Here is a 13003-nt window from a genome sequence, read left to right as displayed (position 1 = left end):
TTAATGAAACCAAATTCTATACCACTTAAACAAACCCAATTAAAGGGATCAGCAATGCTCATTTAGGTTAATATTTCAAATTTGTGGCCGATAAACTATTATACTTTATATATAATGTAGTTTATTAATTATGAGATTTTATAATATTCTGCTAAATAGCAAGGCAATTACTTTAATACTTCTGCTATTTGGATATGGTTGGGTTATAGGATCTGATTTAATTGCTGCACATATCAGTGATAATACCTTTAGCTTTATTCACATACAGATCGCTAAAGATCTCATCTTTGTAACCATTGCCTCCTCGGGCTTATACTTATTGCTCTACCTCAAAGACAAGGAGCTGGAGGAAAACCGCCGATATACTAATTCCATTTTGGAAACCATTGATGTAGGTATCCTTGTAATTACCGAAGATGGTATTCTCGATAACGTTAATAGTGCCTTTGTTAATATATTCGGTTATCCAAAAAAAGAAATTATTGGTCAACATTTTACCAAATTACTTGGTGAAGAAAATTTTGAAAGAGGCAACCATTATTTTCAACAAATGATCGAAGGGAGGCCCCTACCGAATGAAGAATGGATTTTTTTCGATAAATCCGGCAATCCTATTACTTTACTCATTGATGCCCATATTCTACAAACTGATGAAGAGAAATTCCTCATCTTAAGTGCCACTAATATTACCAGTCTAAAAGAAACGCAAGGCAAGCTCGAACACTCCCTGAGAGAAAAACAAGTTCTTCTATCTGAAATCCATCACCGGGTAAAAAATAATTTAGCTATTATTTCGGGACTAATGCAGCTACAGGTTTATGAAGAGGATAATCCCGGCCTAAAAGAAAAACTACTTTCTTGTATTACCCGTATCCAAACCATTGGATCTATCCATGAGCTTTTATATCAGTCTAATAGTCTTGCACAATTACGCTTTGATAGAAGTATACAACAAATGGTTACAAATTTGCGTGATATGTATGATCAGCTTCGAACGATAGAATTAATTCTCAACCTATCTCCCGTTACTATTAATATTAACCAGGGGGTACCTGCATGCTTAATCATTAATGAAATTGTTACTAATGCCTTACAACATGCATTTTCTGCCAAAGAAAAAGGCTTTATTTCTATAGATTTATCCAGAAGTAAGGGGAGAGTACTTATCCTAACCATTACTGATAATGGGAAAGGCTTGCCCGATCATTTTACATCAATATCTCAGAGTGGGTCTCTTGGCTTTCAACTTGTTGATACACTTTTAAAACAACTTGAAGCTAAACATCAGGTTGACTCTACAAAGCAAGGCACCAAATTTACAATTTCATTCGATAAAACATCTAAAAAGGGAAGCAGTAGTGGATTGATGAATCAACATACATATTCATCTTTTAATTAACGTTGTACCCTTTTCAATTTTCTGTATTTTAGAGTTGTAAATATTTAAGAATCAAAAATACTATTATGACCCAAGAAGAAATTAATAAGGGCAATCGCCTGATCGAAGATCTGATGGGATCGACTATTAAAATAGACCAAGATGATGTGAAAGACATCCCACTGGCTTTTCTGCAACTCGAAGATATGAAATTTCACCAAGCCTGGAAATGGCTCATGCCGGTTGTTATAAAAATTGAAGATGACCTGGACTATTCCATCCTTATTAAGGATAAAGCCTGCATGGTTGTAGTCGATGATGATACTACCTTTGAATCGGAGGCCGAAACAAAAATGGAAGCTGTTTGGAAGGCTATTGTTAAATTTTTGGATTGGCATAAAGATCAATAAGACTGACATTTATTTTGCTTTAGGTCCTAAGCTCTCACCCAGTTTAGGACTTTTTTTTGTGATTTTTTTGCCTTAATCTCATTTTCTAAACAATTGATTAACTGTTATAACCTCAACACTCTATAATTTACCCCCATCTTTATGGCAAAGAGTGCTTTTGTAACGGGCGGCACCGGCTTTATTGGCATCAATTTGGTTAAACAGCTTGTTGAACAGGGTTGGGATGTCACAACATTGCATCGGTCTACCTCAGACCTATCAACTCTGAAACAGTTGCCTGTTAATTTAGTTGAAGGTTCTATTACTGATCTTTCTTCTCTTCAAAAAACAGTGCCCAACGATACAGATGTTGTTTTTCATCTGGCCGGTGATACAAATATGTGGTCACAAAATAATGATCGTCAAACCGAGGTTAATGTCACAGGAACCAAAAATATGGTTCAAGTTTCCGCCCAAAAAAATGTGCCAACCTTCATCCATACCTCAAGCGTTTCGGCTTGGGGTGCCATGGACGGGATAATTACCGAAAAAAGCCCTCAATACGGTAGTCAGTCATGGGTTAACTATGAACGTACCAAATGGCTTTCCGAACGCGAAGCGTTAAAAGCTCGCGACCACGAGATAAAAGTGGTTATCATGAATCCGGCTATGGTTGTTGGACCCCATGATGTCAACAATTGGGGGCGCCTGTTTTTTGCTTTGCGGGACAATAATCTACCCGGCGTTACGCGCGGAAATTTAAGCGTGGCTCATGTTAAAGAAGTAGTAAAAGCTCATATCTCAGCCGTTGAACAGGGCAGCGATGGAGAACGCTATATTTTAGGAGGCCAAAAGTGTACCTTTGCTGAATTTGTATCTATTATCGCAGAAGTTTCCGACATGTCTGCACAGCCAAAAGTAATTCCCGATCCTATTCTCAAACTGGTTGCTTATTTTCAAGCTGGCATTTCTTACTTCACCGGGGCAGAACCCGAATTTACTCCGGAGCTTGCAAAACTTATGACCCGAAATGTTGTCTATTCCAGTGATAAGGCTAAAAAGGAGTTGGGCTATTGCATTCCTCCTGTTAAAAAATCTGTTCAGGACTGTCATAAGTGGTTGGTCCAGGAAGGATTGCTGTAAATTATCTTTTTATTATGATGAGATAAACGCCCGCAATGCTTTAAAGTACCCCTCAAAATTGCCCGTATCATGACGGGTCAACTTTTCTGCCAACGGATATCCCAGTATCCATTCTCCATTTTTAATCATCTTGCGGATAGCGGGCGTAAGCTGCAACTCACCACTTGCATCATGCTTTGTTTCTTTAAGAATTTCAAAAATTTTATTGTCCAATACATATCTACACGCTGTTGCCCACGGCTCAACGGGAGTTTCCAACGGCTTCTCTATAATATCTGTTAATCGAATCCCTTTCTTGTTTCTTGATTTTTCAAGATCAAACCTTACGACTCCTCTTGATGATACCTCTTCTTTATCTATAGGATAGATTGCCAATACTCCCGAAACATCTCCTTCTTTTTTTAGTGATATAAGATCTTTTAAATATATCGATCTTCCCGTCCCTTTTAGTGGAGCATCAGAAAAGACCACAATAAAATCTTCATTTTTTACAAACGATTCAGTTTTTAAGATAGCTCCACCGGGGCCCGACAAAGAATCATCAAAGATAAACTGTACTGAAGCATCCTCTTGAAAATAGTCGATCATCTTTTGATCATCGCTTTTTGCAACTACAGCGATATCATTTATTCCTGCTCCCTTAAGCTCTTCGATAATATGCTGTAGCACCGGCTTTTTTCCCAATGGCAACATTGGCTTCGATATATAATTGGTTAACGGACGCATTCGAGTTCCTTTTCCCGCAGCCGGAATTACAGCTTTAGTAATTTCTGTCATGGCCATATTATCTACTTCTACTTTTATAGTTGGAATGATAACAGATTTTTAATTGCTAACTAAAAATGAGAGCCACATAAAATGTGACTGTTAATAAACTACTGATCGATCATTAATATGAAATACAGCGATAAATCGCTGCTGGATCGATATATCCCCATAACCGACTGGAGTAAAGATTACCAGTTTTCTTATTTTAAAAAGGATTTACGAGCAGGGTTAACAGTTGGCATTTTGCTTATCCCCCAGAGTATGGCTTATGCCATGCTGGCGGGACTACCTCCCGTTTATGGTCTTTACGCTTCCATTGTCCCATTATTAATCTATGCTATTTTTGGTACTTCCCGGCAATTGGGCGTTGGTCCCGTGGCCATCGTCTCCATTCTTGTTGCCACCGGTGTAGGTAACATCGTCGAAACCGGCAGTACCCGTTATATACAGTTAGTATTGGCTCTCACCCTCCTTGTAGGTATCACCCAATTTCTCATGGGAGTTTTTAGGCTGGGCTTTTTAATGAATTTCATTTCAAAACCCGTGCTCAGCGGATTTACTTCCGCCGCTGCTTTTATCATCGGGTTCAGCCAGGCCGGCAATTTATTTGGACTCGACCTGGTAAGGAGCAAATATATATATAGTGTAATAGCTGATTTAATATCCCATTTGGCTCACATCCACTGGCCAACATTTATCATCGGCGCAAGCACAATTGTCTTTATTTTGGTATTAAAAAAGTGGAATCCTTCGATTCCAGCTCAGCTTATTGCGGTTATAGTATCTATTTTCCTTGTTTGGGCTTTTCAGTTAGATCAGATAGGGGTTGAAACAGTGGGTAGTGTAGAAAAGGGTTATCCCGCCCCTGTCCTACCGAATCTTTCCGAATTTCCATTTTGGGAGTTATTACCTACAGTATTGGCTATCGCTTTTTTAAGTTATACCCAATCCATAGCACTGGCAAAAGCAATGGTTCGCCGAAATCCCGATTACAAAGTTGACTCTAATCAAGAATTATTCAGCATTGGCCTTTCAAATATGGTAGGTTCTGTTTTTCATGCTTTCCCGGTTGCCGGCAGCTTTTCAAGAACTGCAGTAAATGATCAAAATAAGGCCCAAACAAGCATTTCCTTACTAATCAGTGCCCTTCTTGTGTTACTTACGGTCTTATTGTTAACACCCCTTATCTATTATCTGCCTCAAACCGTATTAGCTGCTATTATTATTACTGCCGTTCCCAGCCTTGTTGAAGTGGGTGAAGCAAAATTCCTTTGGAAAATTCGCAAGCGAGAGTTTATCCTCATGATGATAACCTTTCTTGCAACCCTTGCCCTGGGAATCCTTGAAGGGATAGGCATAGGAGTTTTAATATCACTTGGAATTGTTATTCATCGAAGCAGTTATCCAAATATTGTTATGCTTGGTCGACTACCCGATACCGAACACTATCGCGATTTGGAAAGACATCCCGAAGGTCTCACTCAAACTAACACCATCATTGTTCGCATCGACGCATCCCTGTATTTCGCCAATATCCCTTACATGAAAGAAAAATTAGAACAGCTTGAAATTGAAAGTGGCAAAAACCTTGAGCAAGTGATTATTGACGCTATCGGAATTAATAAGGTAGATTCGAGTGCACTCCATGCTCTAAAAGAATTAACAGAAGAATATAATAATCGGGATATTGATGTGATTTTTGCCGGTGTAAAAGGACCAGTTCGTGATTTATTTAAAAGATCCGGACTGGAAAATATTATTGGTCCTGAACAGTTTTATCTAAACATAAATCGAGCTGTTGATAGCCTTAAGGATGAGGAGGAAGAACCCTCTCACCTCGTAGAAGATCAAGAATAATTATTGGTTTTATTGAGTGTTAAATATTTTGCTCAAAAACCCTTATTTTTGGAGACTCTCAAGATTATCGCTGGTTATAGTACAGGATTGAGGCGACAACAATCATTTCCACAAACTTTCAACATATAAGTGTAATAAAAACATACACTTAGATATATTATGGATTCTCTTTTTCCAAAATACGATGTTATTGTAGTAGGTGCTGGTCACGCAGGCAGTGAGGCCGCAGGTGCTGCTGCAGAAATTGGAGCTAACACATTACTTATAACGATGAACCTTGATGCCATTGCAAAAATGTCTTGCAATCCGGCAATCGGTGGTGTTGCCAAAGGACAATTAGTACGAGAAATTGATGCCCTGGGCGGACTCATGGGCAAGGTTGCTGATAAGTCCGGCGTTCAATTCCGTATTCTCAATACCAGCAAAGGACCGGCAATGTGGAGTCCACGCTGCCAAAGTGATCGCGCTCTTTATAGCAAGACTATGCGTGAAGAGCTCGAAAAGAAAGAGAATCTTCATTTTCGTCAGGACAACGTGGTTGATGTGCTTACCACTGAAAATGGGCAAAGAGCAACGGGGGTAAAAACTTCAACCGGACAAGTTTTTGAAGCCGATGCTGTTATCCTCACTACCGGTACTTTTGGCAATGGGTTGATGCATATCGGAGAAACCAATTTCGGCGGCGGACGTTCAGGCGAACGTGCTTCAATTGGAATTTCTGCAGCCCTTGAAAATCTTGGCTTTGAAGTCGGCCGTCTTAAAACCGGAACGCCTCCCCGTATCGACGGACGTTCTATTGATTATGACAAGCTCGAAATTCAGTACGGGGATGAGGATCCCTATGCATTTTCCTTTATGACCGAGTCCCTTCCATCCCAAGAAGAACAACTCACCTGCTGGATTGGCAATACCAATGAGGAGGTGCATGATATGCTCCGCTCCGGATTTGACCGAAGTCCCATGTTCAATGGCACTATCGACTCAACCGGACCGAGATACTGCCCCTCTATTGAAGATAAAATTAATCGATTTTCTGACAAAGATAGTCACCAACTATTCCTTGAGCCCGAAGGATGGAATACCTATGAGATGTATTTGAATGGGTTTTCTACATCTCTTCCCGAGGATGTGCAGTACAAAGCACTACGTACTATACCCGGTTTTGAGGATGCCGTTATGCTTCGTCCGGGCTATGCCATAGAATATGATTACTTTCCTCCGTATCAAATTCGGCGAAGTATGGAAACAAAAATTACAGAGGGACTCTTTTTCGCCGGACAAATTAACGGCACCACCGGCTACGAAGAGGCTGGCTGCCAAGGACTTATGGCCGGCATAAATGCGGCCCGCAAAGTGCAGGGAAAAGAAGAGTTTATTCTCAAAAGATCCGAAGCATATATCGGTGTGCTTATTGATGATCTTATTACCAAAGGTACCGAAGAACCTTATCGGATGTTCACTTCTCGCGCAGAGCATCGTATTTTATTGCGTCAGGACAATGCCGATCTTCGTCTCACCGAACTTGGCCATAAAATTGGGCTGGCTTCTGATGAGCGCTTTGAAAAATTCAAAACAAAGAAAGAAGCCATCGATAAGATCCATGACCTTTTTGCTGATTATACGGTTTATCCCGAAAAGATGGATCCGATGCTCAAAGAACAAGGCACCTCTACCCTATCCCAACCAGTAAAAGCAAAAACGCTTATTCCGCGTCCGGAGCTCTCTATTTTTAACCTGATGAATGCCGATCCGGAACTCAAAGAAAAAGCTCACGAGATTACTACTGACGAACTTGTTTATGAGCAAGTTGAAATTCAGATCAAATATGCCGGATACATCGAAAAAGAATTTGAAATGGTTGAGGAAATGAAGAAACAGGAAGATACTCTTATTCCTGATGAACTCAATTACGACAAAATAAACAGTCTCTCATCTGAAGGACAGCAAAAGATGGAGCGCATTAAGCCCGAAACGCTGGGACAAGCCAGTAGAATAAGCGGAGTGACACCGAGCGATATTTCCGTTCTTATGGTTTATTTAAATAATTAGAGCAATAAACCTGCTGTCATTTCGAACGAAGTGTAAAATCTATATTTTCCTCCCTATGTATTTAAAATAGGGATCTCTCCCCTGGCGGTCGAGATAACAGTTTAACTGATAGGTACTCTAAAATACCACTAACAATTAAAACTCTTAATTAATAGAGTAACCCGGCCCTGCTCATAAACACAGGAAAACGTAATTAAAACCAATAGGTTTCACGTGAAACAACATAAAATTATTCGAAAATCTGTTCCACGTGAAACGTTTTCCCAAATTGACTCGCTTATTGAAAAATTCCATGATGAGCTTCAATCCTATTTGGATCAATTGCTCTGGTGGAATGAACGGGTAAATCTTATCAGCCGAGACGTTCCACGTGAAACTATCTGGGAGCACATCAGGCACTCTTTGATGCTTTCAGAATTAGAAGACTTTCAAAAAAATAAACTCTTCATCGATGCCGGAACCGGCGGCGGTTTACCGGGGATCCCCTTGGCCATTGCACATCCCAATAAACATTTCGTGCTCAACGATTTAGTTACCAAAAAGTGTCTGGCGATGAAGCAAATCGCACAAAAAATTAACCTGGAAAATATTGGGATTATAGACGGATCTATTGAGGACTTGCACCATGAGGAGAAATGTATTCTTATCTCAAAGCACGCCTTTAAAATTGGAAATCTAATTAAAATGACCGAACATTTACCCTGGGAAAAAATGATTTTTTATAAGGGATTAGATTTTGAAGATGAACTAAAAGACCTTTCGGAATCACTCAACATCACCTGTTTTGATCTTTCCAATGGTTCTGATTTCTATAACGGTAAAGCGATTATCATCATAGATAAACCTTAACACCTCCCTTCTTTTATTCGCTGAGAAACTCTGCGGTTTCACTTATATTGGGACATTCATCCACTGCAAACAAATCTATCCGAACAATCAATGAACAGTTCCGAACGCAGAATGAAGCTCATCCTCATGCTTCAACAATCCAACAGTCGTATTACCGTAGATAAAATTGCTGAAAAATTTAACGTGAGCCGAAGAACTGTTTTCCGGGATTTCAATGCCCTTTCAGAAATGAATGTTCCCGTCACCCATGACAAATATCACGGATACGGTATTATGCAGGGATATAAAATTCCACCGCTGATGTTCACCAATAAGGAACTGGCTACCATTATGGTGGGATTAAATTTTGTCAAATCTCAGGTCGACCAAAAACTAATTGAAGATGCGAAGGGCGTAGAGCTCAAAATAAAAGAAGTCGTTCCAGATAAGCTTCGTGATTTTATGGAATCCCTGGAAGAACGAACTGTAGTGGATCCCTACCTCAATTTCGGCGCTGAAAAGATGAAGGGCGGCGACTGGTATGTTATCAGTAATGCCATCGCTAAAAATAAAACCATACGCTTTAACTACCGGGCCAAATCGACAGAAGAAATCAGCAGCCGAAAAATCGATCCTTATATTATTGTTTTTTATCGCGACCACTGGAATGTGATCGGCCATTCTCATAAAAGAGAAGATATCCGAAATTTTATGCTTGATCGCATGTCTGACATCGAAATTCTGGACGAAGATTTCGTCCCACATGGCAAAATCGACGTAGAGGGGCTTATTTTTCGATCTGACGAGAGTTCGGAAAAAATAATAGTAGACGTATGCGAGAAAGCATTAAAGCGATTTCAGGCGAATCTGCCGACAAAAATTATTAGGAAAAACAAAATTAAACCTAATTTTTTTAGGATAGAGTTTTATTTTGATAATTTGGATTTTATCAACAAATGGCTACTGCAATTCCCAAAAGAAGTTAAATTGGTTTTCCCAGAAATATTATTAGAAAAAAGGGAAAAATTATTAAAAGAAATGATAGATAATTAAATATTATCATAGAATTATAAAACAAAATTTATATGATACAACGAAGAACAGTTGGAATAGTAGGAACAGGAAATGTTGGAGTGGCCGCAGCCTATGCCCTCTTCAATCAGCGAATAGCAAGCGAAATCATTTTGATCGACCAAAATAAAGAGAAAGCTGAAGGGGAGGCAATGGATCTGATGCATGGTCAGCTTTTGGTTGGAAATGTTAAAGTTCGCTCTGGAAATTACGAAGACCTAAAAGATACCCAGGTCATTGTTATCTCTGCCGGAGTAGGCCAAAAATCTTCAGATGATTCCCGCCTTGATCTCCTTAACAGAAATGCTGCTGTTTTTAAAGATATCATTTCAAAACTTGATAAACACGCACCCAATGCCATTCTCATTATTGCTACAAATCCAGTCGACATCCTCACCTACGTTTCACAAAAACTAAGCAGTCGAGATCCACATCGTATTATTGGAACTGGAACTCTTTTGGATACTGCCCGCTTCCGTGCCCTTCTCGGTGAATACTATGGCGTTGATCCCCGATCAGTACATGCTTATATCTTAGGGGAACACGGCGATTCAGAAGTACCCATCTGGAGCCAATCCAATATTGGCGGCAAACCTATTGAACACAATACCATCATGGATAAGCCCTATAACAGAGAGGCACTCGATACCCTTTTCCAGAAAGCCAAAAATGCTGCCTATGAGATTATTGAGCGAAAAGGATTCACCAATACTGCTATTGGCGTCGTAATCGCACGCATCGTTGAAGGCATATTAGAAGACGAGAAAAGTGTAATTCCCGTTAGCGTCACCTGGGATGGTGAATACGGTATTACTGATGTATGTATGAGCTTGCAAAGCGTTATCGGTCTCGATGGTGTTAAAGATCGGATTACCCCAGATCTTACCGACGAAGAAATACAAGGGCTTACAAAGTCAGCAAATATTCTAAAAGAAAGTTTGTCAGGAATTAAAGAGATAGATTAAAAATAAAAAACCCTGTCAGAGTTCGAATTCTGACAGGGTTTCCTTCAAAATTTAGACACAGTTGTTATACCGTCTCGTCTTCCTCTTCATTAACGACACGCGTTACGGCTGCAATCTTTCCTTCAGTATCGAGACGCATAATTCGAACGCCTTGGGTGTTTCTCCCCATCGTTCGGATACCGTCACAACTCATACGGATGACTTTACCGCCCTCGGTAATTACCATCAGATCATCTTTATCCGAGACATCTTTGAGAGCAATAAGTTCACCGGTTTTCTTTGTGACTTTTAGCGTGATAACTCCTTTTCCACCACGGCTTTGTTCCCGATAATCTTCTACCAGCGAACGTTTGCCGTAACCGTTTTCGGATATCGCCAGAACAGTAGCACCGTGAGTATTTTTGATAACGACCATATCAACAAGTTCGTTATCTTTACCCAGATCCATTCCTTTAACTCCAGAAGTATTTCGGCCCATATCACGGACTTCATCCTCGTGGAATCGAATGGCGCGTCCTTTTTTGTTGGCAAGAATAATATTGCTTTCACCATTCGTAAGAGCAGCTTCAAGTAATGAATCATCGTCATTTATATTAATGGCAATAATTCCGTCTCGGCGCGGACGACTATAGGCTTCGAGGGTGGTTTTCTTAACCTTGCCTTCTTTCGTAGCCATGATAATATAATTGTTGTTAATGTATTCCTCATCGTCCAGGGTTTTCACTGGCACAAATGTCTTAATGGAATCATCCTTATCAATATCGATAAGATTAACAATCGCACGTCCGCGAGCGGTTCTTGACCCTTCCGGAATCTCGTAAACCTTTAACCAGTAACACTGTCCTTTCTCCGTAAAGAAAAGAATGTAATTATGGTTGGTCGCTACAAATAGATGCTCTACATATTCATCATCTTTTGTGGTGGTTCCTTTCATTCCCTTTCCACCGCGCTTCTGTCGACGATAACCACTAACCGGCATGCGCTTGATGAAGCCTTTATTAGAAATAGTCACAACTACATCTTCATCTGCAATCATATCCTCAACACTAAAGTCATCGGCAGAGTGAACAATTTGTGTACGACGCTCATCACCATACCGATCTTTGATTTCCAAAAGCTCATCTTTAATAATGGCCTTCTGGCGATCACGGTTGGAGAGAATTTCACGATAGTCTGCAATTTTATCTGCAATATCGTTGTATTCCAGCTCAATCTTATCACGCTCAAGACCAGTAAGCTTTTGCAGACGCATATCCAAAATAGCCTTAGCCTGGATATCCGTAAGTGCAAACTTGGAACGCAGTGCCTCATTAGCTTCTTGCGGACTATCGGAAGCACGAATTGTTTTGATAACCTCGTCAAGATCATCCAGTGCAATCTTGAGTCCCTCAAGTATATGCGCTCGTGATTCCGCCTGATCCAGATCATAAAGCGTACGTCGAATAATAACTTCAACGCGATGCTCTACATAATGATAAATAAGCTCTTTCAGTGGCATTACTTTGGGACGCCCTTTTACAAGCGCCAGACTAATAACCCCAAAGGTCGTCTGCATCTGTGTATACTTATAAAGCTGATTGAGCACAATGCCTGTATTGGCATTTCTTTTGAGTATTACCACAATGCGCATTCCGTCACGATCAGACTCATCACGGATCTCAGAAATTTCATCAATTTTATCGTTTTGGGCCAGCTTGGCAATCTTCTGAACCAAGGTAGTTTTATTGACCTGGTAAGGAATCTCAGTAATAACAATTTGTTCACGTCCGTGACGCAACTCTTCTGTTGTGCAACGAGCACGAAGGGTGATTTTACCACGACCGGTTTCATAGGCTTCCTTCACTCCTTCATAACCGTATATAATGCCACCCGTAGGAAAATCTGGAGCCGGAATATGTTCCATAAGCTCCTTGCATTCGATGTCCGGATTGTCCAAATAGGCAACAATACCGTCAATGGTTTCCGTCAAATTATGGGGTGCCATGTTCGTGGCCATCCCCACTGCAATACCCGAAGCTCCGTTTAGCAGCATATTCGGCAACATCCCCGGGAGGACAGTAGGCTCTTGCAAGGTATCATCAAAGTTATCATTAAAATCAACGGTATCCTTATTAATATCCGTCAACATCTCTTCGGCAATGCGCTCCATACGAACTTCTGTATAACGCATAGCCGCAGCAGAGTCTCCGTCAATAGAACCGAAGTTCCCCTGTCCGTCCACTAAGGGATAGCGCAAGGAAAAATCCTGAACCATCCGAACAATCGAATCGTAAACGGCAGAGTCGCCATGTGGGTGATACTTACCGAGTACCTCACCTACAATACGAGCACTCTTTTTATAATTTCTGTTGTGAAGCATGCCCAACTCACTCATTCCGTATAAAATACGACGGTGAACTGGTTTTAGGCCGTCCCGAACATCAGGCAGGGCACGAGATACAATAACCGACATCGAGTAATCGATATAGGCCGACTGCATCTCATCTTCTATCGCAATAGGTATAATTTTATCTCTTGCCATGGATAATAGTTAGTACAGTGTTAAAATTAGATTC

Annotated in this window: 10 protein-coding genes; 8 read left to right on the top strand and 2 right to left on the bottom strand. The window is 40.4% G+C overall.

The window, feature by feature from the left end; all coding sequences use genetic code 11:
- Window positions 1-130: 130 nt before the first annotated feature.
- The 3 genes from ACQ4LT_RS00625 (at window position 131) to ACQ4LT_RS00615 (ending at window position 2910) form a co-directional block, all read left to right on the top strand.
- Complete coding sequence (locus ACQ4LT_RS00625; protein WP_445664062.1) at window positions 131-1399, top strand: sensor histidine kinase; 1269 nt, start codon at window positions 131-133, stop codon at window positions 1397-1399.
- Between the two features lie 65 nt (window positions 1400-1464).
- Window positions 1465-1788 (top strand): hypothetical protein, encoded by a 324-nt coding sequence (locus ACQ4LT_RS00620; protein ID WP_445664061.1) that lies wholly within the window; start codon window positions 1465-1467, stop codon window positions 1786-1788.
- Window positions 1789-1929: 141 nt separating this feature from the next.
- Window positions 1930-2910 carry an NAD-dependent epimerase/dehydratase family protein gene (locus ACQ4LT_RS00615; RefSeq protein ID WP_445664060.1) on the top strand — a complete coding sequence of 327 codons (981 nt, stop codon included), beginning with the start codon at window positions 1930-1932 and terminating at the stop codon, window positions 2908-2910.
- 12 nt (window positions 2911-2922) lie between these two features.
- Here ACQ4LT_RS00615 and ACQ4LT_RS00610 read toward each other — a convergent pair whose 3' ends face one another.
- Window positions 2923-3693, bottom strand: coding sequence for a sugar phosphate nucleotidyltransferase (locus tag ACQ4LT_RS00610; protein ID WP_445664059.1), 771 nt, complete (start codon window positions 3691-3693; stop codon window positions 2923-2925).
- Between the two features lie 111 nt (window positions 3694-3804).
- Between ACQ4LT_RS00610 and ACQ4LT_RS00605 the strand changes: the two genes are divergently transcribed.
- From ACQ4LT_RS00605 to ACQ4LT_RS00585, 5 genes are all read left to right on the top strand, one after another.
- Window positions 3805-5535: a SulP family inorganic anion transporter gene (locus ACQ4LT_RS00605; RefSeq protein ID WP_445664058.1), complete on the top strand. Its 1731-nt coding sequence runs from the start codon at window positions 3805-3807 to the stop codon at window positions 5533-5535.
- A gap of 159 nt (window positions 5536-5694) precedes the next feature.
- Window positions 5695-7584, top strand: a complete 1890-nt coding sequence (gene mnmG / locus ACQ4LT_RS00600) for a tRNA uridine-5-carboxymethylaminomethyl(34) synthesis enzyme MnmG (RefSeq protein ID WP_445664057.1) — start codon at window positions 5695-5697, stop codon at window positions 7582-7584.
- A 213-nt stretch (window positions 7585-7797) separates the two neighbouring features.
- Entirely contained in the window at window positions 7798-8433 is a 636-nt protein-coding gene (rsmG, locus tag ACQ4LT_RS00595) for a 16S rRNA (guanine(527)-N(7))-methyltransferase RsmG (RefSeq protein WP_445664056.1), read from the top strand.
- Window positions 8434-8523: 90 nt separating this feature from the next.
- Window positions 8524-9465 carry a helix-turn-helix transcriptional regulator gene (locus ACQ4LT_RS00590; protein ID WP_445664055.1) on the top strand — a complete coding sequence of 314 codons (942 nt, stop codon included), beginning with the start codon at window positions 8524-8526 and terminating at the stop codon, window positions 9463-9465.
- A gap of 32 nt (window positions 9466-9497) precedes the next feature.
- Window positions 9498-10448, top strand: a complete 951-nt coding sequence (locus ACQ4LT_RS00585) for an L-lactate dehydrogenase (protein ID WP_445664054.1) — start codon at window positions 9498-9500, stop codon at window positions 10446-10448.
- A gap of 64 nt (window positions 10449-10512) precedes the next feature.
- On the opposite strand, the gene gyrA is transcribed toward ACQ4LT_RS00585, so the two are convergent.
- Window positions 10513-12969: a DNA gyrase subunit A gene (gene gyrA, locus ACQ4LT_RS00580; protein ID WP_445664053.1), complete on the bottom strand. Its 2457-nt coding sequence runs from the start codon at window positions 12967-12969 to the stop codon at window positions 10513-10515.
- Window positions 12970-13003: the final 34 nt, after the last annotated feature.

This window comes from Fodinibius sp. AD559 (genome assembly GCF_052712805.1).
Note: the sequence above shows the minus strand (reverse complement) of the source record. Positions and strands in the feature narration are given on the sequence as shown.